Origin of the sequence: Hydrogenophaga sp., assembly GCF_041913525.1 — a bacterium.
Lineage (GTDB): Bacteria > Pseudomonadota > Gammaproteobacteria > Burkholderiales > Burkholderiaceae_C > Hydrogenophaga.
Genome location: NZ_JAYSFD010000002.1, coordinates 264,768 through 288,813, shown reverse-complemented (window position 1 = coordinate 288,813; position 24,046 = coordinate 264,768). Strand labels below are relative to the sequence as shown.

The following is a 24,046-nucleotide window of genomic DNA, read 5'->3' as shown; positions in this document are numbered from 1 at the left end:
TCGCCGCCACCCGGGCAGCGCCATCGCTGGCGCCGCCCCGGGGTGATCAGACGGCCGGCTGCTCGGCGTGGGCGTAGCGCGCCACCAGGCCCAGCAATTCGTCTTCCGAGTAGGGCTTGCCCAGGTAGTGGTCCACGCCCAGTTCGCGGGCGTGTTCGCGGTGTTTCTCGGCGATGCGCGAGGTGATCATGATCACCGGCAGGCCCTGCAGGCGCGCGTCGTTGCGGATGTTGCGCACCAGGTCAAAGCCGTCCATGCGCGGCATCTCGATGTCGGACAACACCACGGCCGGCCGCTCGGCCTGCAAGCGCTCCAGGGCCTGCAGGCCATCGGCCGCCAGCGCCACGCGGTAGCCCTCGCGCTGCAGCAGGCGCTGCGTGACGCGGCGCACGGTGATGGAATCGTCCACCACCAGCACCAGGGGCACGCTGGCCACCGGCACCGCGGGCAGCGCATTCCCGGCGGCGGCCAAAGCCGCCTGGCCTTCGGTCTGCTGGCGAGCCACCCAGCCCGCCACCTGCGGGCCGTACACCGAGGCCAGCGCCACCGGGTTGTAAATCAGGGCCACCGCACCCGAAGCCAGCACCGACATGCCCGCCAGGCCCGGCAAGCGCTGGAGCTGAGGCCCCAGGTTCTTGACCACCACTTCCTGGTTGCCCAGCACCTCGTCCACGTGCAGGGCCACGCGCTGCGAAGCGCTGCGGAAAATCACCACCGGCAAGGTGCGGCCCTGCGGTTCGGTGGAGCGCGCCGACGACTGCAGGAGTGCACCCGCCCAGAAGAAGGGCAGGTCTTCGTCGCCAAAGCGCAGGTGCCCACTGGCGTAGGCGGCGGCCAATTCGTCGGCCGACACGCGGCGCACCAATTCCACCAGGTTGGAGGGCACGCCCACAGTGAGCGCACCGGCGCGCAGCATCACCACCTGGGTGACGGCGGTGGTCAGCGGCAGCACCAGGGTGAACTCGGTGCCCTGGCCCGGCGTGGACGCCGTCTCGACCCGGCCACCCAAGGCCACCACCTCGCTGCGCACCACGTCCATGCCGATGCCGCGACCGGCCAGCTCGGACACTTCCTTGGCCGTGCTGATGCCCGCCTCGAACACGAGTTGGGCCACGCGAGGGTCGTTGGGCGACACGTTGGCATCAATCAGGCCGGCGGCTAGGCCTTTTTCGTGCAGGCGCTGCAGGTCAAGGCCGGCACCATCGTCAGCAAAGGCCACCGAGACGTCGTTGAGCGCCTGGCTCAGGCGAACCTCAATGCGGCCTTCTGCCGGCTTGCCCTGGGCCAGTCGCGCCTCGGGCGACTCAATGCCGTGCACCACGCCGTTGCGCAGCAGATGCTCGAAGGCAGCGGTCATGCGGTCAAGGATGCCGCGGTCCATTTCAATGTGGCCGCCCACGATGTCCAGGCGCACCTGCTTGCCGGTCTCCTTGGAGGCCTGCCGCACCACGCGGTACAGGCGCTCGGCGATGCCCTCAAATTCCACCATGCGGGTGCGCAGCAGGTCGCGCTGCAATTCGCGGGTCTGGCGGGCCTGGGCCACCAGGCTGTCTTCGGCCGCCTCCACCGTGCGCTGCAGGTTGCGCTGCACAGTGGCCACGTCGTTCACCGACTCGGCCATCATGCGGGTGAGTTCCTGCACGCGGGTGAAGCGGTCGAACTCCAGCGGGTCGAAGCTCTGGTCGGCATCGCGGGCCTGGGCCAGGCGCGACTGCATCTGGGTCTCGGCCTGCAATTCAATGTCGCGCAGTTGCTGACGCAGGCGGTCGAGGTTGCCGGTGAGGTCGCGCAGCGAACTGCGCATGGTGGCCACCTCGGCCTCCAGGCGCGAGCGGTTGATGATGACCTCGCCGGCCTGGTTGACCAGGCGGTCCAGCAGCTCGGGGCGCACGCGCACCGCCGCGCCGGCGCGGGGCGCCAGCACCGTGGGCGCGGCCGGCACCACCAAACCGGTGAGGCCGGCAGGAGAAGCGACGTCGGTGTCGGCCGGCGGCACCGCAGCGGCTTCCGGCACCTGCTCAGGCGCACTGGGCACGGCGCCCGCCGCCTGCCAATCGCCCCGACGCAGGCGCTCGAAGCGCGCGCTGATGGCGTCAAACGCCTGTTGCAGCGGCTCAATGTCGCTGCTCAGGCGCACATCGGAGCCCAGACGCTCGGCGTCGGTTTCCATGCGGTGCGCCATTTCACCCAGGCGCAGGGCGCCCGCCAGGCGGGCGCTGCCCTTGAGGGTGTGCAAGCTGCGCAGCACCTCGGCGCGCGCGCTGCTGTTCTCGGGCCGCGCGGTCCATTGGCGAAGGGCGCCAGCGAGCTGGGGCAGCAGTTCCTGGGCCTCTTCCGCGAAGATCGGGAAGAGGTCAACGTCGATGGTGTCAACGGCGTCGATGTCGTCGTCGATGTCTTGCTGGTGCACCACCTGCAGCGCCACATCGGTCTGGACGGCGGCGGCATCCGGCACTTCAATGGCGGCAGCAGGCTCGGGCAACGCCTCGGGTTCCTCGGGTGTCCACTCTGGCTCGGCCGGGGCTGGCGCGTGCACCACGTCGTGCAGTGCCTGCAGCAGCTCGGGCTGGACCTCTTTCAAGAAGCCGGCCGCGAACTGGTGCAGCAGGCGGCGAATGTCTTCCGACACATCGACGAAGAGCTTGGCTTGCGCCTTGGTGGCGGCCTGTCCCGTCTGCTGGTGAACGCCCACCGTGCCCAAGGCGTGCTCCAGCGCGCGCGCCAGCGTCGAGAGCGACTGGAAGCCCACCGTGGCCGATGCGCCCGCCAGGGAATGGGCCAAGGCCTCGGCATCGCTTGGGATGGGTTCGTGCACCTCCAATGCCCACTCGGTGAGCATCGTGTTCAAGCGACGCGACCACTCATCGGCCTCGTTCAGGTACACGTTGTACAGACGCAGACCGATGCGCAGGGAACCGATCACGCGGGTCTGCTCGTCGGGCAGCTCAAAAGGAGCGAGCGGCGCGACCGGCGCGACCGACTCGGCGACGTCTGAGGGCGGCACCACCGGCTCGGTGGCTGGCGTCAATGTTGCCTCGGGCTCCGGCTCGACCTCTGCCGCCTGCTCGGGTTCTGGCACGGCCTGGGCGTCAAGCGCTGGCAGCGCCTCGACGTCGAGGGTCTCGATCGCGCTCTCTGGCCAGGCACTGGCGTCCAGCTCCACCACCTCGTCTGCCGCGGGCGCAGGGGGTTCGTCGACAGTGGTCGCCGACTCGGGGGGAGGCGGCTCATCAGACAGCGACGCCAGGGTACCGAAATCGATGTCTTCGATCTGCGGCAGCTCGGCGAACGCGGGGGAAGGAGACGGGGCGGGCGCCTCGCCGGGCACGGCCACCGGGGCACTGGCATCGCCGAAATCGAGATCGAAGTCCAGGCCGAGTGGCGCTTCGTCCACCACCAGATCGGTGGCGGGCACATCGGCTGGCTCGGACGCCGGTGCATCGCCAGCGTCCAGCTCAAGACCGAAGTCGAGATCCAGCTCGGGCGCCAGTGCCGACGTGTCCAAAGGCGCTGGCTCGGGGGCAGCAGCCGGTTCGCTGACCGGGGCCAGCGTGGGCGCCGCAGGCTCTGGCGCAGCAGCGGTATCGCCGATCGCCAGGGGCAGCCGCTCATTGCGCAGGCGCCAGGCGTCGGCGCTGGCGCGGAAGGGCTGAGACGTCCAGCCATGGGCGCTGTCGCCGGCCACGTCCTCCACCCACCGACCAAAGGCCGAGAGGGCCTCAGCGGAGAGGTCAAGCAAGCCCGCTTCGGCTGGGCGTTGCTCGGCCAGTGCGGCGTTCAGCGCCTGCTCCATGGCCCAGGCCGCCTCGCCGAACTCGGTGAGGTCCACCATGCGCGAACTGCCCTTTAGGGTGTGGAAGGCACGGCGCAGCGAGGTGAGGTTGCCCAGATCGGAGGGCGCGTGGCGCAACTGGCCAACGGCCTCCAGGCCGTTGGTGACGACCTCTCGTGCCTCTTCAAGGAAGATGTCGAGCAGACTCGAATCGTCGTCGTCTTCATCGACCGGGGCGGCAATGGGCTCGGGCGCCGGGGGCGTAGTTTGCGCCAACTGCACCAGGGCCTGCGCACCGGCCTGCGGGTCCACGGCCACGGCCTGGGCTGCCTCGCGCGCGGCGCGGGCCACCTCGGGTTGGTCGGCGAGCGAGGCCTGGTCGGCCAGGTGGCCCAGTTGCTGGCTGAGTTGCGCCAGGTCCGCCTGGCCCTGCACCCCATCCATCACCTGGCTCACGCCCTGGGTGATGGCCTGCGCCTCGACCTGCGCCGGCGACGGATCGGCGGCACGGGCGTTGCGGCCCATGAGCGGCTTGAGCTCGCCCTCGTCCTCGTCGAACACGAACAGGCGCTTGGCCAGGGAGGGCTGGTAGTGGAGCATGTCCACCAGAAAACTGAGTGCACTGAGGTTGTTGCCCAGGTGCTGGAAGGTGCCCGCCTCGCGGGCCTTGACCTCGTCCACCTCGGTTTCCATGATCTGCTCGACCACGGAACGCATGCGCACCACGGTCTGCACGGCGGGCTCGATGCCCAGCACCGACAACACGCCTCGCATCTGGGCCAACTGGGACACCGCCGCATTGAGGCCCAGCTTTTCCTGCGGGTCGCGGAAGAACTGGTCCAGCGACTTCTCCACATCGGCCAGCGAGACCTTGAGTTCCCCCACCACGCTGCCCATGGTCTGGCGGTCGCTCACCCGGCGGTAGAGCTCCTCCATCCAAGGCTCCAGCGGCTGTGCGGCGGCTCCGCCACGCACTGCATCCAGGCGTTCGGCCAGGGCCTGCGTGCGCTCGGTGAGCACGGTGTCGGTGGGGTCGAAGTCCTCGAACGCGGCTTCCAGAAACAGGGTGGTGGTGGCCACTTCCATGGCCAGTTCAGGCCCCACGCCCGAGGTGTCGTGCACCGCCTGATCGGCCGCACGCACCAAGGCCTGGGCCAGCGAGGTGCTGGCGGGATGCAGCTTGAGCAGAGACTCGGTGATGAGGGCGAAGTGGTCCACCACCTGCCGGGCACGGGCCACGTCGCCCGACGTGAAGAGCGACCAAGCCTCTTTGGCCGCGCCGATGCGCTTGCGGGCCTGCACCAGCAGGGCCGGGTCAAAGCGGCCCAGGGTGGCCTGGTGGTAATCGACCGACGCCTGTCCTTCAAGGCCGAAGGCCGCGCGCACCGCATCCAGCTGGGGAGCGGCCGCCGCACCCTTGGCCACGGCCTGGGCACAGAAGAACAGCAGGTCGTGCAGCAGCGCCTCAGACACCTGCTGCTGGGGCTGCGACAGGGCGTTGTATTGCAGCAGCACCCGCGACACCGCTCGTTTGGTGTACACGTCCGCCACCAGGCGGCGGGTGGCCAGGGCCTCGAAGAAGGCCGAGGCCACGCACCAGAAGGTGACGGCGCGCGGGGGCAGTTCTCCCGCGGCCACGCCGGCGCTCAGCCGCACAAGCTGCTGGGCGGCGGCCTGGCTGTCGGTCTTGACCAGCAACAGCACCAGCTTGTCGAACATGGCCCGCAGGTTGCCGCTGGGGGCCAGGGCGTTGGCGCCGGCCGGTGGGGGCAGGTCGCGCCCGCGATCGTCAAAGTGCCAGAGGTCGGCGGGGTGAATGCGTTCGGCTGCGGCCACCTCCTGCACATCGCGGTACTGCGCGAACAGCGCCACCGGGTGCACCGGCTTGTGGTTGAGCACAGCCTCCAGGTAATCAATGAGCGCAAAGCTGGCGCGCTCAACCCGCGAGGCGGCGTCGTCGGTGCAGGTGGCAGGGCGTTGCACGAAACGCTGCACCGCCGCTTCCATGGCCCTCAGCACCTGGGCAGGGGCCACCAGGCCCACCATTTCCAGGGCGCCCACCGCCTGGTGGAGCTGCTGGCGCGCCAGGCGCAGGGCGTTGGGGTCTACTGCCTCCAGGTCGTGGTCGCGCGACTGTTCGGTCTCGCGGAGAAACCGCCGGATGGCCTTGTTGGCCGAATCGAGCGACTTGCGCAGCTCGTCGAACACCCAGGCCAGCGGCCCGATGTCGGCAACGGGCTTGTCCTGCGGGTGGGAGTCGTTCACGTGGTCGAGCATGTTGATCCGGCGGTTGGGCTCTCAGGCGGCGCGAGCGGGTCAGGCAATCTTGAATCGGGCCACCGACTGGCGAAGCTCCTCGGCCATGGCCGACAGCTCTCGCACCTGCTGGGCGGTGGAGCGCGTGCCCTCACCGGTCTGTTCGGTCACGGCGAAGATGTGCTGGATGTTGCCGGCCACCTCGTTGGCCGAATCGGCCTCGCGCGAGGCAGACGCCGAGATCTGCTCAATCAGGTCGGCCAGGCGACGCGACACGCGGTCAATCTCGGTGAGGGCCGCACCGGCGTTGTCCGACAGCTTGGCCCCTTCCACCACGCCTTGGGTGGAGCGCTCCATGGCGGCCACCGCGTCTTGCGTGTCGGTCTGAATGGCCTTCACCAGCGCCGCGATCTGACGCGTGGCATCGGCCGAGCGTTCGGCCAGCCGCTGCACTTCTTCGGCCACCACCGAGAACCCTCGGCCGGCTTCACCGGCAGAGGCGGCCTGGATGGCGGCGTTCAGGGCCAGCACGTTGGTCTGTTCGGTAATGTCGGAAATCAGCTCGGTGATTTCGCCAATCTCTTGCGACGACTCGCCCAGGCGCTTGATGCGCTTGGAGGTTTCCTGAATCTGGTCGCGAATGGCGTTCATGCCACCGATGGCGTCTTGCACGGCCTGCAGGCCCGACTCGGCGGCTTGCAGCGAGGCGCGGGCCACCAGGGCAGACTCTTGTGCCTGACCCGACACCTGGTTGATGCGCTGCGCCATGTCCAGCACCGACTGGCCGGTTTCGCGAATCTCGCGCAGCTGTTCGGTGGAGGCGGCCAGCAGCTCGGTGGAGGTGCTCTCCACCGCCGACGTGGTTTGCGCCACCCGGGTGGCCGTGGCCTGCACGTTGCCCACCAGTGAGCGCAATTCCTCCACGGTGTAGTTCACCGAGTCGGCGATGGCGCCAGTGATGTCTTCGGTCACGGTGGCTTCCTGCGTGAGGTCGCCTTCGGCCACCGTCTGCAGTTCGTTCATCAGGCGAAGAATGGCGGCCTGGTTGGCGTCGTTGATGCGCTTAGCGTCTTGCTCTTGCGCCTCAGCGGCGAGCCGCTGAGATTCGGCGATCAGCTGGCGCTGGCGGCTGTCTTGCAGCTGCACATAGGCCAGACCGCCCGCACAGACCAGCGCAAACAGCGCCGCCAGGGCCAGTGCGGCAAACTCGCCACCCCCCAGTCCCGAGCGGGCCGACAGGTCTTGCTGCACCTTCTGCAGGGCCAGGCGCACCGGCTCACTGTCGCTCACGATGCCGGCTTGTGCCTCGCGAGCAGAGACCAGGCCCTGCAGGTTGCCCAGGATGGCGCCGGCTTCGGTGCGGGTTTCTTCGTAGAGTTTGAGCAGAGCGCCCAGGCGTTCCCGGGTCTGCGCGTCGCTGGCGGGCGACAGCCGCAGTTCAGGGTTGCCCTTCAGCAGGCCCTCGGCGATTTCCTTGAAGGTGTTCAGGTCTTTGCCCAGCAAGAACACCGCCTCGGGGCTCACGCCTTCGAGCGTGAGGAACTCGTTGGCCGACTTGCCGATGCGCTGCGTCAGCATCACCAGTTGACCGGCCGCGGAAATTTCGGTGGGCGACGCGTTTTGCTGCAGCTTGAGCGAAGACACGGTCTCGGCGATTTCCAGCAGGTCGGACGATTGCCGGTTGATCGTGCGCAGGGCCTGCCCCACCTGGGTCAGGATGGCCTGCTGCGACATCACCACGCCCGCGGCGGCCTCGGCGGCGTCGATCTTGGGCAGCAGGGTGTCGAGATCGGCCCCGTATTCCGGGCCCAAGGCCGCCACCGACAGGTCGGCATCGCCACGCTTGAGCGCGCGCACGCTGCGCGCCAGCACATCGGCGCTGTCGCGCACCTCGGGGAAGGCCGAGGCGTTGCCCACCAGGGCCTGCGACACGCTCTTGGCCAAGCGTTGCGACTGCATCAGGGCCTGGCCTGTGGTGGCCACTTGCTGGCCGATCTTCTCGGTCTGGCTCAGCATGAAGAAGGTGACCGCACCCAGCACCACCAGGCCAAAGGCCAGCAAAACGGCCAGCGTGCGCTGGTGCTGTTCGGCCGGGCGCCGGCCCAGCAGCGGAATGGTGATCTGGGCGTCTTGGCCCAAAGGCTCGCCATCCTCTCCCACGACTGAGTTGTCTGCCAATTCGCCCGGCAGGGGCGCCAGCCGCTCAGCAGCCAAGGCAGCGACCTCCTGGTCGAACACCGACGGCAGGTCGGCGTCGTCAGCGGTCTTCTTTTTGAACAGCCCTTGGAATCGATCAAGCATGGCCATGTGGGCAACCTTCCAACGGAAAACAAAATCGAAACAACACCTTCGCCCGCCCGGTCAGGCGGCGATGGCGAGAAAAGCGGGATCGTTCACGAGCGCCTGCACATCCAACTCTTGCCAGGCATCGCCCTGTGCATCGACCAGCACACGGGTGACCCACCGGGGTGCCTGGGCCGGCGCGTCGTCCACGCGCGCGAAGGCGGCGCCACTGCGAAGGCCCAGCAGCCGGTCCACCCATAGCACAGCGTTGACGCCGAGCGCTGTGTGCAAGCTCACCAGGCGGGATTCGGACGTGACGCGATCGGCCACAGAAGTGGCTGGGCCGGCGCTGGCGTTCAGCAATGCGGCCAGATCAATCACGCCAAACAGGCCGCCGCGCAGGTTGGCCACGCCCACATACCACGGACGGGTGTAGGGCACGGGTTGGACAGGTGTCCAGGGAAAGATCTCGCCGGACTGCACCAGGGGAAGCAGGCAACGCTGGCCGCCCACCTCCACCGCCAGCCAGCTGGCCGTCACCCCTTCGCTGCGCGCGGCGGTGAGGCGTTGCGCCAGGCGTTCCTGCAGTTCCTTGAGCGACTGACGTTTGGCCATGGGTTCGCTGAACCGAACCGGCCGCTCAGGGCTTGGCCACGTCGCCCGCGGCGATGGCCTGAATCTTGGAAATCAACTCGTCAGCGTTCACGGGCTTGGTCACGTAGTCGCGTGCGCCCTGGCGCATGCCCCAGACCCGGTCGGTCTCCTGGCTTTTGCTGGTGCACATGATCACCGGGATGTCGCTGTACTGCTCGCTGCGGGCGATGGCTCGGGTGGCCTGAAAGCCGTTCTGGCCAGGCATGACCACGTCCATCAGCACGAGGTCGGGACGCGCGCGCTCCATCTGGGCAAAAGCGTCTTGCGCGTCCTTGGCGGTGACCACTTCGTAGCCTCGGCTGCTGAGCATGCCGCGCAGGCTTTCGCGCTCGGTTTCGGAATCGTCGACGACAAGAACCTTCTTGATGGTCTTGGCCAGGGAGGTCATGACAGGGCTCCGGAGAGGTTGCTGGCGATCTGCTGCACGGCCGTGAGCAGTTGGTCTTTGGTGAAGGGTTTGGTGAGGTAGTCCTGGGAGCCCACCATGCGGCCGCGTGCCTTGTCGAACACGCCGTCTTTGGAGGACAACATCACCACGGGAATGGGGGCGAAGCGAGGGTTGCGCTTGATGATGGCGCAGGTCTGGTAGCCATCCAGCCGCGGCATCAGGATGTCGCAGAAGATCAGGTCAGGCGGTGTGTCGTTGATCTTGGCCAGGGCTTCAAACCCATCCTCGGCCAGCAGCACCTCGTGCCCCCCCTGCTTGAGGAAGATCTCCGCACTACGCCGGATGGTGTTGCTGTCGTCAACGACCAGAACTTTCAATCCGGTTGCATTGCTCACGATTCTCGGGCTCCTCGCTTCGGGGAATGGAACACGGACATGAGCCAAGGCGGGGCGCCTGCGCCGCCTGGGGGGCCAAGCGCCCCCACCAGATCAGATCTGGACCATCTCGAAGTCTTCTTTTCGAGCCCCGCACTCCGGGCAGGTCCAGTTCATCGGCACATCTTCCCACTTGGTTCCCGGTGCAATTCCGTGATCGGGGGCGCCGGCGGCTTCGTCGTAGATCCAGCCGCAGATCAGGCACATCCAAGTCTTGCTTTCACTCATGTCAACAGGTCCTTATCGTAGAATCCAATCATTGTATCGAGCCCCCTCAGACGCTCTCCGGCCCGGATTCCCCGATGCACGGCCGTCTTTTCCGGGTGTACGGACGACCCGGGTGACGCGATCACAACGCCCCGCCCTGGTAAGCCCCCATGTCCGACCCGATTGACCTGAATTCCCCGCCATCGTCACCAGCCTCCCTGCCCTGCGTGATGACCTTCAATGCCAACGACCCCAGCGGGGCGGGCGGCCTGTCGGCAGACCTCACCGCCATGTCCAGTGCATCGGCCCATGTGCTGTCGGTGGTGACGGGCACCTACGTTCGTGACACCTCGGAAGTGCGCGACTTCTTCGCCTTCGACGAAGACGCCGTGGCCGAACAGGCGCGTTGCGCCCTGGAAGACATTCCGGTGCACGCCATCAAGGTGGGCTTCGCGGGCAGCCCCGAGACCCTGAGCGCCATCGCCGAGATCACCTCCGATTACGCCGAGGTGCCGGTCATCGCCTACATGCCCGACCTGTCGTGGTGGAACGAGGTGGACATCGAGACCTACCTCGACGCCTTTGCCGACCTGGTGCTGCCCCAGACCACGGTGCTGGTGGGCAACCACAGCACCCTGTGCCGCTGGTTGCTGCCCGACTGGGAGGCAGACCGCCCGCCGCTGGCGCGCGAGGTGGCCCAAGCCGCGGCTCAACACGGCGTGCCCTACACCCTGGTCACCGGCTTCAACGCGGCCGACCAGTTCATCGAAAGCCACCTGGCATCGCCTGAGACGGTGCTGGCCACCGCCCGCTATGAGCGCTTCGAGGCCACCTTCAGTGGCGCGGGCGACACGCTCTCGGCGGCGCTGTGCGCCCTGCTGGCCTCGGGCATTGATCTGCAGGGTGCTTGCGCCGAGGCGCTCACCTACCTGGACCAGTGCCTGGACGCGGGCTTTCAGCCCGGCATGGGCCACGCCGTGCCCGACCGCCTGTTCTGGGCCCACGACGAAGCCGACGACGCGGCCGCTGAAGACGCGGGCGACAGCCCCGACAGCACGCTCGATTCCGACCATTTCCCGCTGGACACCACCCGGCATTGATTTCTTTCCCATTTCCCATGACCGACCGCAACCAGCTTCTGTTCGACCGCGCCAAGACCGTGATTCCCGGCGGCGTGAACTCGCCCGTGCGCGCGTTCCGCGCGGTGGGCGGCACCCCTCGCTTCGTGCAGCGTGCCCAGGGCGCCTATTTCTGGGACGCCAACGGCCAGCGCTACATCGACTACATCGGCTCCTGGGGCCCCATGATCCTGGGCCACGGCCACCCCGCCGTGGTCGAGGCGGTGCAAAAGGCACTGCTGGATGGCTTCTCGTTCGGTGCCCCCACCGAGCGCGAGGTGGAGCTGGCTCAGGCCATCATCGACCTGGTGCCCAGCCTGGAGATGGTGCGCCTGGTGAGCTCGGGCACCGAGGCGGGCATGAGCGCCATCCGGCTGGCGCGCGGCGCCACCGGCCGCAAGACCATCATCAAGTTCGAGGGCTGCTACCACGGCCACGCCGATTCGCTGCTGGTGAAGGCCGGCTCTGGGCTGGCCACCTTTGGCAACCCCACCAGCGCGGGCGTGCCGCCCGAAGTGGTGCAGCACACCCTGGTGCTTGAGTACAACAACGTCGAGCAAATCGAGGCCGCTTTTGCCGAGCACGGCGCTGACATTGCCTGCGTGATGATCGAACCCATCGCCGGCAACATGAACTTCGTGCGCGCCAGCGTGCCCTTCGTGAAGCGCATTCGCGAGCTGTGCACGCAGCACGGCGCGCTGTTCGTGTTCGACGAGGTGATGACCGGCTTCCGCGTGGGGCTGGGCAGCGCGCAGGGCGTGTACGCCCGGCTGATCCCGGGCTTCGAGCCCGACATGACGGTGATGGGCAAGGTGATCGGCGGCGGCATGCCGCTGGCGGCCTTTGGTGGCAAGCGCGCGGTGATGGAGCAGCTCGCGCCCCTGGGCCCGGTGTACCAGGCCGGCACGCTCAGCGGCAACCCGGTGGCCACGGCCTGCGGCCTGGCCACGCTGAAAGAAATTCAGAAGCCCGGCTTCTTCGAGGCCTTGTCGGCCAAGACCCGCTCACTGGTGGATGGCCTGAAAGCCGCCGCCACGGCCGAAGGCGTGCCCTTTAGCACCGACAGCGAAGGCGGCATGTTCGGCTTCTTCCTGATGCCGGAATTGCCGCAGAACTACGCCACCGTGATGAAGACCGACGGCTCGAAGTTCAACACCCTGTTCCACGGCCTGCTGGACCGGGGCATCTACATCGCGCCCGCGCTGTACGAGGCCGGCTTCGTGAGCGCGGCTCACACCGATGAGGACATCGCCACCACCGTGGCGGCGGCGCGCGAGGTGTTCAAGCAACTGGCCTGATCGGTCTCTCGCTGGGCTCGAACGGCTGGGGTTTTCTCCGGCCGTTTTTGTTTTGGGCTTGGGCTTTCGCGCGACGACCTCGCGCCAGGTGGGCCATGCGGTGGCGCGAGGTGCCTGCACCCAGTGTCACCGCGGAACCGGCTTTGCCGGGCCGCAGGTGACGCCCCCTTGAGGGGGTGACGCACCGCAGGTGCGGCGCGGGGGTGGGCCAATCAATGGCGGAAGTGGCGCACGCCGGTGAACACCATCGCCACGCCACGCTCATTGGCAGCGTCGATCACTTCCTGGTCGCGCATCGAGCCGCCGGGCTGGGCCACGCAGGTGGCACCCGCGTCCACCACCACGTCCAGACCGTCGCGGAAGGGGAAGAAGGCGTCGCTGGCTACCACGGTGTTCTGCAGGCTCAGCTTGGCGGCCTCGGCCTTGATGCTGGCGATGCGGGCCGAGTCGAGGCGGCTCATCTGGCCAGCGCCCACGCCCATGGTCATGCCGTTCTTGCAGAAGACGATGGCGTTGCTCTTGACGAACTTGGCCACCTTCCAGGCGAACAGCAGGTCGTTCAGCTCTTCGGGGGTGGGCTGCTTCACCGTGACCACCTTCAGCTCGGCCAGTTGCAGCTCGTGGTTGTCGGCGCTTTGCAGCAGCAGGCCCGAGCCCACGCGCTTGGTTTCCAGGGCGTTGCGCACGCTGCCGTAATTGGCCGGCAGGGCGATCTTCATCAGGCGCACGTTCACCTTGGCCTTGAACACCTCCAGCGCCTCGGCGCTGAAGTCGGGGGCCATCAGCACCTCGACGAACTGCTTGCTCACGGCCTCGGCGGCGGCTTTGTCCACCGGGCGGTTGAAAGCGATGATGCCGCCGAAGGCGCTGGTGGGGTCGGTCTGGAAGGCCTTGCTGTAGGCCTCGAAGGGGTTGGCGCCCACGGCCACGCCGCAGGGGTTGGCGTGCTTGACGATCACGCAGGCCGGGGCCTCGAAGCTCTTGACGCATTCCCAGGCGGCGTCGGCGTCGGCGATGTTGTTGTAGCTCAGCTCCTTGCCCTGCAGTTGCACGCCGGTGACCAGCGAGCCGGGCGCCGGATCCAGGTCGCGGTACAGCGCGGCCTGCTGGTGGCTGTTCTCGCCGTAGCGCAGGTCCTGCACCTTGGTGAAAATGCCGTTGCTCTGGCCGGGGAACAGCGCACGCTGGGGCACGTAGGACTCAGACAGCTTCTCTGCCTCGAACGTGATGGACGAGAGGTAGTCGCTGATCGCGCCGTCGTACTGCGCGATGCGGTTGAACGCGGCCACCGACAGCGCGAAGCGCAGCTTGTCGGACAGCTTGCCGCCCGCCTTCAACTCGGCCAACACGGCTGCGTACTGGTCGGCCGAGGTGATGACGCCCACGTCCTTCCAGTTCTTGGCGGCGCTGCGCACCATGGCCGGGCCACCGATATCGATGTTCTCAATGGCGTCGGCCAGCGTGCAGCCGGGCTTGGCCACGGTGGCCTCGAAGGGGTAGAGGTTGACGATGAGCAGGTCAATGGTGTCGATGCCGTGCTCGTTCAGCGCGGCCATGTGCTCGGGCAGGTCGCGGCGGGCCAGCAGGCCGCCGTGCACCTTGGGGTGCAGGGTCTTGACGCGGCCGTCGAGCATTTCGGGGAAGCCAGTGACCTCGGCCACCTCGGTGACCGGCAGGCCCTGGTCGGCCAGCAGCTTGGCGGTACCGCCCGTGGAGATGAGCTTGACGCCAAGGCCGTGCAGGGCCTGGGCGAATTCGACGATGCCGGTCTTGTCGGAGACGGAGATGAGTGCTCGCATAGGGGCGGTGAGGTGAGGTTGAAGAATCAGTCGATGAGCTTGTGCTCGAGCAATTTCTTGCGCAGGGTGTTGCGGTTCAGGCCCAGCCAGATCGCGGCGCGCGACTGGTTGTGCTGGGCCTGCTCCATCACCACTTCCAGCAAGGGCCGCTCCACCGCCTTCACCAGCATGTCGTGCAGGTTGGCGGGTTCGGTGCCGTCGAGGTCGCGGAAGAAACTCTCCATGCTGGCGCGGACACAGTCGTGCAGGTTGTTCTGGTTCATGCGGCCAATTTCCAGGGATGGGGGGCGGGGCAGTCGCGCCAGGCGTCCAGGCTGTCGGACACCACGCGCAGTTGTTCGTCGATGGTGGTGGTGGCGTTGATGCGCTCACGGAAGGCAGCGGCATCGGTGGGGTTCACCGGCAGCGAGCGGGCGTACCAGCCCAGGTGCTTGCGGGCGCTGCGCACGCCGGTGTACTCGCCGTACAGGTCGTAGTGGTCGTGCAGGTGGTCGAGCAGCCACACCTTCACCTCGGCCAGGTCGGGCGGGGGCAGGTGCTCGCCGGTGGCGAGGTAGTGGGCGATCTCGCGGAAGATCCAGGGCCGGCCCTGGGCGGCGCGGCCGATCATGATGGCGTCGGCCCCGGTGTGGCGCAGCACCTCGGCGGCGCGCTCGGGGCTGTCGATGTCGCCATTGGCCACCACCGGAATGCGCAGGCGGCTCTTGATGTGGGCCACGGTGTCGTGCTCGGCCTGGCCTTTGTAGCCTTGCTCGCGGGTGCGGCCGTGCACGGTGAGCATCTGCACGCCAGCCGATTCGGCCGCCAGGGCCAGCGTGGGCGCGTTGCGCACCGACTGGCACCAGCCCGTGCGCATCTTCAGCGTCACCGGCACGCCGTGTGGGGCACAGGCCGCCACCACCGCCTCGACGATGCCGATGGCCAGCGCCTCGTCTTGCATGAGGGCCGAGCCGGCCCACTTGTTGCAGACCTTCTTGGCCGGGCAGCCCATGTTGATGTCGATGATCTGCGCGCCGCGGTCGATGTTGTAGCGCGCGGCGTCGGCCATCATCTCGGCGTCGGTGCCGGCGATCTGCACCGAGATCGGGGCGGCCTCGCCCTCGTGGTTGGCGCGGCGCGAGGTTTTCAGGCTGTCTTGCAGATCGGGCCGGCTGGTCACCATCTCGCTCACCGCGTAGCCCGCGCCCAGGCGCTTGCAGAGCTTGCGGAATGGCCGGTCCGTCACGCCAGCCATGGGCGCGACGAAAAGGGCATTGGGCAGGGTAAAGGCCCCGAGCTGCATGGCGGTGGGAGAATTCGGCTGGGTGGGTTGGCGCCGGCTGGGCAGTGGATGCCCGGCGCGAAGGTTGCGCATTGTATCTGCCTGTTTTTTCAGCAGGCGGGATGCCGACGATCCGACGCCGGACGCCCCCTCTCTTGCCCCACCCCATGCCCGACTGGTTCCTCACCCTGACACATTGGCTGGCCTTGCCCGAGGTCGGCCTGAGCACGGTGTTCGTGGTGGCCTTTGTGTCGGCCACGCTGCTGCCCATGGGGTCTGAGCCGGCCGTGTTCGCGCTCATCAAGCTCAACCCCGAGCTGTTCTGGCCGGCCATTCTGGTGGCCACGGCGGGCAACACCCTGGGCGGGGCGGTGAGCTGGCTCATGGGCCTGGGCGCGCACAAGGCAATCGACCGCGCGCGCGGCAACGCCACCGAACTGCGCGCCCTGCGCTGGCTGGAGCGCTTCGGCCCCAAGGCCTGCCTGCTGAGCTGGCTGCCCGGCGTGGGCGACCCGCTGTGCGCCGTGGCGGGCTGGCTCAAGTTCCCCTTCTGGCCTTGCGTGGCCTACATGGCCATTGGCAAGTTCGCGCGCTATGTCACCATGACAGCAGGTCTTTTGTGGGCGTTTCCCGGACACTTGCCCGCATGACTTCCCCCTCCAGCGCCCGCCTGCCGCCCGCCCTCTGGGCGCTGATGGTGGGCAACTTCGTGATCGGCACCGGCGTGATGGCCGTGGCCGGCACGCTCAATGACATCAGCGCCTCGCTCAACGTCAGCATTCCGCAGGCCGGCCAGTTGCTCACGGCCGGCGCGGTGCTCATGGGCCTGGGCGCGCCGCTGCTGGCGGGCGTGGTGGCCGGCTGGGACCGGCGGCGCCTGCTGGCGATTTCGCTGCTGTGGTACGGGGTGATGCACATCGTGTGCGCCCTGGCCCCCAACTACCCCAGCCTGCTGCCCCTGCGCGTGATCACCATGATTTCGCCGGCCATCTTCACGCCCCAGGCCGCCGCCTGCGTGGGCCTGCTGGTGAAGCCCGACCAGCGCGGGCGGGCCATCACCTTCGTGTTCCTGGGCTGGTCGGTGGCCTCGGTGATGGGCATGCCGCTGTCGGCGTGGCTGGGCGGTCTGTTCGGCTGGCGCACGGTGCTGGCCCTGGTGGGGGTGGTGGGCATTGGGGTCAGCGCCTGGATCTGGCGCGCCATGCCGAATGGCGTGCGGCCGGCCTCGCTGTCGGGCCATGACTGGCGGCGTGCCCTGGGCTCGCCACCGCTGATGATGGTGGTGGGCGTGACCCTGCTCATGTCGTTTGGGCAGTTCACGCTGTTCGCCTACTTCGCGCCCTACTTCGTGCGCGTGCTGGGCCTGTCAAACGAGGCGCTGTCGCTGATGTTCCTGTGGTTCGGCGCCTTCGGTCTGCTGGGCAATGTGGTCATGACGCGCCACATCGATCGCCTGGGCCCGGACCGCGCCGCGGCCATCGCCCTCAGTGGCATGGTGCTCAGCCTGGCCTTGTGGCCGCTGGGCATGCAAAACGTGTGGATGCAGGCGCTGGTGCTGGTGCCCTGGGCGCTGGGCGGCTTCTCGTGCAACTCGGCCCAGCAAGCCCGCCTGGTGCACATGGCGCCGGCACTGGCGCCGGCCTCGGTGGCGCTGAACACCTCGGCCATCTACGGGGGCCAAGCCCTGGGCGCGGCGCTGGGCGGTGTGCTCATCGCACAAGGCCACCTGCTCAAGCTCTACCAGGTGAGCCTGGTGCTGATGCTGGGCTCGCTCGGCCTGAGCCTGTGGGCGGCGCTGGTTCAGAAGCGCTCGCCCATGCCGGCGTAACGCCACTGCCCTTCGGGCAAGCCATCCAGCCCGACGCGGCCCAGGCGCTGGCGGCGCAGGCCGCTGAACGCAGCCCCCAGGCGCCGGCACAGCTCGTCCATCAGCCCCGAGGCTTCGCCTTTGACCACCACGCGCAGGCGCCGGTCGCTCTGCCAACTGGCGCGAAAGGTCGGCCAGGGCATGGCCCGGTCGGCCGGTGGGCGGGTCAGTTCGCGCAACAGGGCATCGCGGTCGGCCGGCGTCTCGCGCACGTCCAGCAGCCACTCCTGCTCCAGCGGGTGCTGGCGGTCATTGAGCTTGCGGGCCACCCCCGGGCTCTGGGTGAACACCACCAGGCCGCTGGCCTGCACCGCGGGCGCCAGCACCGCCACCAGTTGGCGCGTGTGCACCTGCAGCAGGCGCTGGCCCGAGCGGTCACCCGCCCAGCGCTGGCTGGCCTCGGGCGCCCAGGCGCCCACCGCCTGCCCGGCTGGTTTGTGCCACAGCAAGGTGACCGGTGCGATGGGCTCGGCCCGGGCGCCTGAGGCCAGGGCCACCACCTGCTCGGGCCGCACGCGGGCCTGGGGCTGCTCTTGCACCACGCCGTCCACGCTCACCCAGCCGCCCAGGATGTACAGCTCGGCCTCCTGACGTGAGCAGGGCAACTGCGCGGCCAGGCGCTTGGACAAGCGAAGCGGTTCGGCGGCATCAAGGGGGCGGGGGTCGGACATGGCGGGTGGGCAGCAAAGCAAAGGGGCGAAGTGTGCACCGAGATCGGCGAATGGGCTCAGGCCTCGTCAGGAGAAGTCGCCATCAAGTTCTCCAGCAGCTCGATGCGGTGGCGGTGCGGCGTGGTGATGGCGTAGAAGCGCTCTTGCAGCGCGTTGGAGTGCCCCACCTTCACCAGCACCCCGGCCCGCAGCTCGTCTTGCACCACCACCTCGGGCAACACGGTCAGCCAGCCGCTGTCGCGGGCGATCAGGCGCAGCATGGCCATGTCGTCCACCTCGGCGCGCAGGCGCGGGCTCACGCCGGCCGAGGTGCACAGGGCGTCGAACTGGGTGCGCAGGGCGTGCCGAGGCCCCGGCAGCACGATGTCCAGCCCGTCCAGGTCGTCGGGCAAGCGCAGCGTGGTGCCGGCCCAGCGGCTGGCCGGCCCCACCAGCGAAATGGGCTGGCTGCCCAGAAAGCGGCAGTGCAGCGGGCGGTCGGGGTCGGTGGGCACGGTTTCGTTGGCCAGCACCACGTCCAACTGGTGCTGCACCAGGCGGGCGATCAGGCCTTCGAGCAGGCCCGATTCCAGCGTGAGCACCACCGAGGGGTCGGAGAGCAGGGGGCGAATCCAGTTTTCCTGGTAGTTGCGCGACAAGGTGGCCACGCTGCCCACGCGCAGCCGCGTGATGCCCGCCGTGCGGCCCTGCAAGCGCCCCAGCATCTCTTGCCCCAGGCCAAAGATGTTCTCGGCGTAGGCCAGCACCAGTTGCCCGGTGTCGGTGAGCAGCAGGCGCCGGCCCTCGCGGGCAAACAGGGCCTCGCCCAAGCGGTCTTCGAGCTGGCGGATCTGGGCCGACACCGCCGACTGCGAGGTGTGCAGCTCTTCGGCGGCCCGGGTGAGGTGGCCGAGCTTGGCCACCCGCCAGAAATAAAACAGGTGGTGAAAGTTCAGTTGGTCCAGGCGCATTGTTCTGTTTTCAATATCTTTTGATTCTGATCAATGTAATTTACAGAACATAAACCAATCCGCATCATCCCGTCCATCGATTTTTTGGGGTTTGTGATGGGTGCTACCCAAGTGGTTTGGACGTTTGGCGCGCTGGCGCCAGTGGTGTGGATGGGCCTGGCGGCGCTGCTGGCGCTGTGGCGCGGGCTGGCGATGCCGACGCTCTGGCGCGCCTTTCAGGCGCTGTGCGCGCTGGCCTTGGCGATGACGGGCCTGGCCCTGTGGGCGGGCGCGGGCGGTTCGCCCTGGCCTGGGGTGCTGCAGGTGTCGTCCATCGGCCTGGCCATGGCGGCGCTGGTGCAGTTGCTGGGCACGGTGATTGCCGTGTTTTCCGCCCGTTACCTGCAGGGCGAGGCCAATCAACGGCGCTACGTGGTGGCCCTGGCTGCCGTGCTGGCCACCGTGCACCTGCTGCTGCTGGCCGACCACTGGGTGGTGCTGATCGCCGCCTGGGCCCTGGTGGGCGCGGCCCTGCAGCACCTGCTGTGCTTCTACCCCGACCGCCCCTTCGCCCGGCTGGCCGCGCACAAGAAGCGCCTGGCCGACCGCGTGGCCGACGCGCTGCTGATCGGCGCGGCCGCCCTGGCCTGGCACGAAGTGGGCAGCGGTTCGCTCTCGGCCCTGTGGGCGCACATCGGGCGCGAGGGCCTGTCGCTGGGCCTGCAACTCAGTGCCCTGGGGCTGGTGCTGGCGGTGGTGCTGCGCACCGCCCTGCTGCCGGTGCACGGCTGGCTGATTCAGGTGATGGAAGCGCCCACGCCAGTGTCGGCCCTGCTGCACGCGGGCGTGGTGAACCTGGGCGGCTTTGTGCTGATTCGCTTCGCCCCGCTGCTGGAACAGGCCATGCCGGCGCGCGCGGTGCTGCTGGCCTTTGGCCTGGTCACGGCCGTGCTGGCCGGCATGGTGATGCTCACGCGCATCAGCATCAAGGTGCGGCTGGCCTGGTCCACCGTGGCGCAGATGGGCTTTCTGCTGCTCGAATGCGCCCTGGGCCTGTACACCCTGGCGGCCCTGCACCTGATCGGCCACTCGCTGTACAAGGCGCACGCTTTCCTGGCTGCCTCCAGCGTGGTGCGCGACACCCGGCTGCAGGCCCTGCACGCCGCTGCGCCCGCCAGCGCCACCAGCCTGGCGCTGGCCCCGGTGTTCACGGTGGGCCTGGTGCTGGGCGCCCTGCAGCTCTCGGGCCAGGCGCCCTGGCCCTGGTGGTGGAGCGCGGTGCTGGGCCTGGCCTGGGCGCCGCTGCTGTGGCTGCCCGCCGCCCCCGCCCCCTGGGCGCAGCGCGCCGCGCAACTGGCCTGGGGCCTGCTGGCCACCCTGGGCCTGACCGCCGCCGCCTGGCTGGCCCACGCCCTGCCGCTGGGCCTGCAAGACACCCCGCACACCACCCTGGGCCTGATCGCCCTGGCCGGCATGGCGGCGCTCTACCTGGGCCTGGCGCTGCTGCAGCGCGCGCCCCAGGTGCTGACGAACTGGCGCCGCTGGAGCTACGCCGGCTTCTACGTGGACGAGGCCTACACCCGCCTGACCTTGCGGCTGTGGCCCACGCGCTGGACGCCCGAAGCCCAGCCCACCGCCAAGGCCGTCCACCACCCCATGCCCGCCGCCTGAGCGCCCCTTCGCCTGGAGATGTTCCCCATGAGCCCACTCGCCACCACGCCCGCCAGCGCCGACGCGCTGAGCACCCAGATCGAGCGCGCTTGCCAGCAGGCCTGCCAGGCCATCGCGCCGGCCTGGCCGCTGGACCGTGCCATCGCCGTCAACCCGCACTGGTCGCGCATCGGCCTGCCGCTGCGGCGCGTGGCCGCCCGCATGGCGGTGCTGGGCGGCATTCAGGTGTTCCCCCCACGCGAGCGGCAACAGCGCGCCTGGACTGAGGGCCGCATCCGCCCGGCCGACCTGGCCCAGGCCCTGAGCCAGTTGCCCGCCGCGCAGGCCGCCGGCCTCACGCCCGAGCTGTGCGTGCGCGCGCTGGCCCTGGCCGCGCCGGTGCAGCCGCTGCCGCTGCTGATTGACGTGCTCGACAACGACCCGCAGCGGCACACCCGGCTTTCGTGGCGGCAGGCCATCACCCACCAGGTGAGCCAGACCTGCGCCGCCTACTTCGACGACCACCTGGCCCAGTGGCAGCCCAACCGGACGCAAGGCCTGTACGCCTTCTGGCGCGACACGCTGCAGCACGACCACGGCATCGGCCTGCTGATGGGCCTGCCCCACATTGGCCGCGCCATCGGCGCCCTGCCGGCCACCGCGCAAGACGCCGAGCACTGGGTGATGCAGCGCCTGGGCCTGCCGCCGGCCGTGTGGGCCGACTACCTGGAATCGGTGCTGCTCACGGTGAACGGCTGGGCCTCGTGGTGCGCCTACCTGGGCTGGCAGGCCAAGCAAGAGGGCCGGCAAGACCCGCACCTGCGCGAGCTGCTGGCCATTCGCCTGGCCTGGGGCGCGCTGTTGCTGGAATGCAAGGACGACCTCGCCGCGCGGCAGGCCTTTGCCTCGTTGCAGCGCGCCTGGGGCGAGGCGGCCGAGGTGCTGGCCCAGGCCGAACAGGCGCTGCTGGTGGACGAGGTGTGGCAGCTCGCACTGGAACAGGGCTATCAGCGCCAACTGGCCCAGCGGCTGCTGGCGGCCAGCGGCCCGGCCAGCGGGCCTGGCGACATCGAGGTGCAGGCCGCTTTCTGCATCGACGTGCGCAGCGAACCCCTGCGCCGCGCCATCGAAGCGGCCTGGCCCGCCGTGCAGACCATCGGCTTTGCCGGCTTCTTCGGCCTGCCGGTGGCCTACACCCCGCTGGCCACCGCCGCGCGCCGCCCGCAATTGCCCGGCCTGCTGCCGCCCGCCATCGAGGTGAGCGACGCGCTGGTGCCGTCCGAGGCCGCCCGGTCTGAGGCCGCCGCCGCGCTGCACAAGGCCGCCAGCCAGGCCCGCCAGACCCGCCTGGCCCTGTCGGACCAATGGAGCGCGGTGGGCCGCTGGCCGGGCGCGGCCTTCTCGTTCGTGGAGGCCGCTGGCCTGGGCTACCTGGGCAAGCTCGGCCAGTGGCTGAAACCGTCCGCCAACGACCGCGCCCGCGACGACCTGGCCGGCCTGCCCGCGCGCTACCGCCCCATCTGCCGGCCCCGGCTGGTGGGCATGGACCTGCCGGCCAAGGTGGCGATGGCCGCCCGCGTGCTGCACGCCATGGGGCTGGACCGGCACCTCGCCCCGCTGGTGCTGCTGGTGGGCCACGGCAGCCAGTCGGCCAACAACGCGCACGCCGCCGCGCTGGACTGCGGCGCCTGCTGCGGCCAGACCGGCGAGGTGAACGCCCGCACCCTGGCCCACCTGCTCAACGAGGCCGAGGTGCGCCAAGGCCTGGCCGCGCAGGGCATTGACATCCCCTCCAGCACCACCTTCGTGGCCGCGCTGCACAACACCACCACCGACGAAATCGAAGGCTTTGACCTGGACCTGCTGCCCCCCGACGCCAGCCAGCGCTGGGAGCGCCTGCAGGTGGTGCTGGCACAGGCCGGCGACCAGGTGCGCCGCCTGCGCGCGCCCAGCCTGCAGCTGGACCCCCGCCTGCCGCACGGCGAGCTGCTGCAGCAACTGCGCCGCCGCGCCAACGACGGCGCGCAAACCCGCCCGGAATGGGGCCTGGCCGGCAACGCCGCCTTCGTGATCGCGCCGCGCGCACGCAGCCAGGTCGCCGTGCTGGACGGCCGCAGCTTCCTGCACGACTACGACGCCACCCAGGACAGCGACGGCAGCGTGCTGGAGCTGCTGATGACCGCGCCCATGCTGGTGACGCACTGGATCAACTGGCAGTACCACGCCTCCACCTGCGACCCCGAGCGCCTGGGCAGCGGCAACAAGGTGCTGCACAACGTGGTGGGCGGCACCCTGGGCGTGTTCGAGGGCAACGGCGGTGACCTGCGCATCGGCTTGTCGAAGCAGTCGCTGCACGACGGCGAGCGCTGGGTGCACGAACCCCTGCGGCTGACGGTGGTGATCGACGCGCCGCGCGAAGCCATCGAATCGGTGATCGCGCGCCACGCCGTGGTGCGCCAGTTGCTGGACAACGGTTGGCTGCACCTCTGGCGCTTCGAGGCCGACGGCTTCGCCCGCTACGCGCAGGGCCAGTGGCTGCCCGTGGAGGCCGCCTGATGCCGGCGAACCCAGGCAGCACACCGCCCCGCGTGGCCCTGCTCACCCAGCACGGCAAAGAGCGAGTGCTCGCGCCCGTGCTCGAGCCCGGCTGGGGCTGCGCCATCGAGCTCGTCACCGGCTTTGACACCGACCAACTCGGCACCTTCACTGGCGAAACGCCGCGGCCCGGCAGCCAGCTCGACGCCGCCCGGCGCAAGGCCCGCCAGGGCATGGAACTCTCAGGCCTGCCGATTGGCCTGGCCAGCGAAGGCAGCTTCGGCCCCGACCCCTTCACCGGCTTCTTCCCCTGGAACGTGGAGCTGCTGGTGTGGATCGACGACACCCTGGGCATCGAGGTGGTGGGCACCGCCCAAGGCGCCGACAGCGGCGACCACCTGCAAACCCGCCAGTGGGGCGAGGTGGAGGCCTTTGCCCAGCGCCAAGGCTTTCCCGCGCAACAACTGGTGCTGCGCCCCGAAGGCCCCGAGCACCCCGGCGTGGCCAAAGGCATCGCCGACTGGGACACCCTGCGCGAGCGCTTCGGGCACTGCCTGGCCCAGGCCGCCAACCACCAAGTGTTCGTGGAACCCGACCGCCGCGCCTTCGCCAGCCCCGCGCGAATGGCCCGCATCGAAGAGGCCGCGCGCGACCTGCTGCAGCGCCTGCGCTCGCCCTGCCCCGCCTGCGAAGCGCCCGGCTACTGGGTGAGCGAGCGCCTGCCCGGCCTGCCCTGCGCGGCCTGCGGCGCGCCCACCGCCAAACACCGCGCCGAGGTCTGGGCCTGCGGCCGCTGCGGGCACCGGCACACGGTGGAAAGACACGACCGCCAAACGGCGGCGCCCGCGGAGTGCGGGCGCTGCAACCCCTGAGAGGGTGGGGCGGAAATCTGCGGCGTGTCGAGATTTTCGACAGATCGCATAA

The 24,046-nt window shown here is 69.2% G+C and carries 18 protein-coding genes; 7 read left to right on the top strand and 11 right to left on the bottom strand.

The annotated features are described in order from the left end of the window. Nucleotides 1-46 precede the first annotated feature (46 nt). From ACE3RQ_RS04165 to ACE3RQ_RS04140, 6 genes are all read right to left on the bottom strand, one after another. Complete coding sequence (locus tag ACE3RQ_RS04165; RefSeq protein WP_374520211.1) at nucleotides 47-6,049, bottom strand: Hpt domain-containing protein; 6,003 nt, start codon at nucleotides 6,047-6,049, stop codon at nucleotides 47-49. A 39-nt stretch (nucleotides 6,050-6,088) separates the two neighbouring features. After that, nucleotides 6,089-8,335 carry a methyl-accepting chemotaxis protein gene (locus ACE3RQ_RS04160; RefSeq protein ID WP_374520209.1) on the bottom strand — a complete coding sequence of 749 codons (2,247 nt, stop codon included), beginning with the start codon at nucleotides 8,333-8,335 and terminating at the stop codon, nucleotides 6,089-6,091. Between the two features lie 54 nt (nucleotides 8,336-8,389). After that, on the bottom strand, nucleotides 8,390-8,926 hold the full coding sequence (locus ACE3RQ_RS04155) for a chemotaxis protein CheW (protein ID WP_374520207.1): 537 nt from the start codon (nucleotides 8,924-8,926) through the stop codon (nucleotides 8,390-8,392). Between the two features lie 25 nt (nucleotides 8,927-8,951). Beyond that, nucleotides 8,952-9,353, bottom strand: a complete 402-nt coding sequence (locus ACE3RQ_RS04150) for a response regulator transcription factor (RefSeq protein WP_374520205.1) — start codon at nucleotides 9,351-9,353, stop codon at nucleotides 8,952-8,954. Further along, on the bottom strand, nucleotides 9,350-9,751 hold the full coding sequence (locus tag ACE3RQ_RS04145) for a PleD family two-component system response regulator (protein ID WP_374520527.1): 402 nt from the start codon (nucleotides 9,749-9,751) through the stop codon (nucleotides 9,350-9,352). The genes ACE3RQ_RS04150 and ACE3RQ_RS04145 overlap by 4 nt, the downstream gene beginning before the upstream one ends. A gap of 90 nt (nucleotides 9,752-9,841) precedes the next feature. Next, entirely contained in the window at nucleotides 9,842-10,015 is a 174-nt protein-coding gene (locus ACE3RQ_RS04140; protein ID WP_374520203.1) for a rubredoxin, read from the bottom strand. 149 nt (nucleotides 10,016-10,164) lie between these two features. Between ACE3RQ_RS04140 and ACE3RQ_RS04135 the strand changes: the two genes are divergently transcribed. Together ACE3RQ_RS04135 and hemL are read left to right on the top strand one after the other, a co-directional pair. After that, the gene (locus ACE3RQ_RS04135) at nucleotides 10,165-11,094 is read left to right on the top strand and encodes a hydroxymethylpyrimidine/phosphomethylpyrimidine kinase (RefSeq protein ID WP_374520201.1); all 930 of its coding nucleotides are present in this window, start codon (nucleotides 10,165-10,167) and stop codon (nucleotides 11,092-11,094) included. 17 nt (nucleotides 11,095-11,111) lie between these two features. Beyond that, nucleotides 11,112-12,410, top strand: a complete 1,299-nt coding sequence (gene hemL / locus ACE3RQ_RS04130) for a glutamate-1-semialdehyde 2,1-aminomutase (RefSeq protein ID WP_374520199.1) — start codon at nucleotides 11,112-11,114, stop codon at nucleotides 12,408-12,410. Between the two features lie 212 nt (nucleotides 12,411-12,622). On the opposite strand, the gene purH is transcribed toward hemL, so the two are convergent. From purH to dusB, 3 genes are read right to left on the bottom strand one after another with little or no spacing between them, the layout of a single operon-like run. Further along, nucleotides 12,623-14,209, bottom strand: a complete 1,587-nt coding sequence (gene purH, locus ACE3RQ_RS04125; protein WP_374520197.1) for a bifunctional phosphoribosylaminoimidazolecarboxamide formyltransferase/IMP cyclohydrolase — start codon at nucleotides 14,207-14,209, stop codon at nucleotides 12,623-12,625. 26 nt (nucleotides 14,210-14,235) lie between these two features. Beyond that, nucleotides 14,236-14,472, bottom strand: a complete 237-nt coding sequence (locus ACE3RQ_RS04120; RefSeq protein WP_374520195.1) for a helix-turn-helix domain-containing protein — start codon at nucleotides 14,470-14,472, stop codon at nucleotides 14,236-14,238. Further along, the gene (gene dusB / locus ACE3RQ_RS04115) at nucleotides 14,469-15,491 is read right to left on the bottom strand and encodes a tRNA dihydrouridine synthase DusB (RefSeq protein ID WP_374520193.1); all 1,023 of its coding nucleotides are present in this window, start codon (nucleotides 15,489-15,491) and stop codon (nucleotides 14,469-14,471) included. Before dusB ends, ACE3RQ_RS04120 begins: the two co-directional genes overlap by 4 nt. Before the next feature lie 146 nt (nucleotides 15,492-15,637). On the opposite strand from dusB, the gene ACE3RQ_RS04110 reads away from it, so the two are divergent. Together ACE3RQ_RS04110 and ACE3RQ_RS04105 are read left to right on the top strand one after the other, a co-directional pair. Continuing rightward, nucleotides 15,638-16,120 carry a YqaA family protein gene (locus ACE3RQ_RS04110; RefSeq protein WP_374520191.1) on the top strand — a complete coding sequence of 161 codons (483 nt, stop codon included), beginning with the start codon at nucleotides 15,638-15,640 and terminating at the stop codon, nucleotides 16,118-16,120. Next, nucleotides 16,117-17,298 carry an MFS transporter gene (locus tag ACE3RQ_RS04105; protein WP_374520189.1) on the top strand — a complete coding sequence of 394 codons (1,182 nt, stop codon included), beginning with the start codon at nucleotides 16,117-16,119 and terminating at the stop codon, nucleotides 17,296-17,298. Before ACE3RQ_RS04110 ends, ACE3RQ_RS04105 begins: the two co-directional genes overlap by 4 nt. On the opposite strand, the gene ACE3RQ_RS04100 is transcribed toward ACE3RQ_RS04105, so the two are convergent. Continuing rightward, entirely contained in the window at nucleotides 17,271-18,008 is a 738-nt protein-coding gene (locus tag ACE3RQ_RS04100; protein ID WP_374520187.1) for an RNA pseudouridine synthase, read from the bottom strand. The genes ACE3RQ_RS04105 and ACE3RQ_RS04100 overlap by 28 nt on opposite strands. Before the next feature lie 56 nt (nucleotides 18,009-18,064). Next, nucleotides 18,065-18,958 (bottom strand): LysR family transcriptional regulator, encoded by an 894-nt coding sequence (locus ACE3RQ_RS04095; RefSeq protein WP_374520185.1) that lies wholly within the window; start codon nucleotides 18,956-18,958, stop codon nucleotides 18,065-18,067. A 96-nt stretch (nucleotides 18,959-19,054) separates the two neighbouring features. On the opposite strand from ACE3RQ_RS04095, the gene ACE3RQ_RS04090 reads away from it, so the two are divergent. From ACE3RQ_RS04090 to ACE3RQ_RS04080, 3 genes are read left to right on the top strand one after another with little or no spacing between them, the layout of a single operon-like run. Next, on the top strand, nucleotides 19,055-20,608 hold the full coding sequence (locus ACE3RQ_RS04090) for an NADH-quinone oxidoreductase subunit L (protein ID WP_374520184.1): 1,554 nt from the start codon (nucleotides 19,055-19,057) through the stop codon (nucleotides 20,606-20,608). 27 nt (nucleotides 20,609-20,635) lie between these two features. Next, nucleotides 20,636-23,143, top strand: coding sequence for a YbcC family protein (locus ACE3RQ_RS04085; protein ID WP_374520182.1), 2,508 nt, complete (start codon nucleotides 20,636-20,638; stop codon nucleotides 23,141-23,143). Beyond that, a complete protein-coding gene (locus tag ACE3RQ_RS04080; protein ID WP_374520180.1) occupies nucleotides 23,143-23,994 on the top strand; it encodes a DUF6671 family protein in 852 nt (283 codons plus the stop codon). Before ACE3RQ_RS04085 ends, ACE3RQ_RS04080 begins: the two co-directional genes overlap by 1 nt. Nucleotides 23,995-24,046 lie beyond the last annotated feature (52 nt).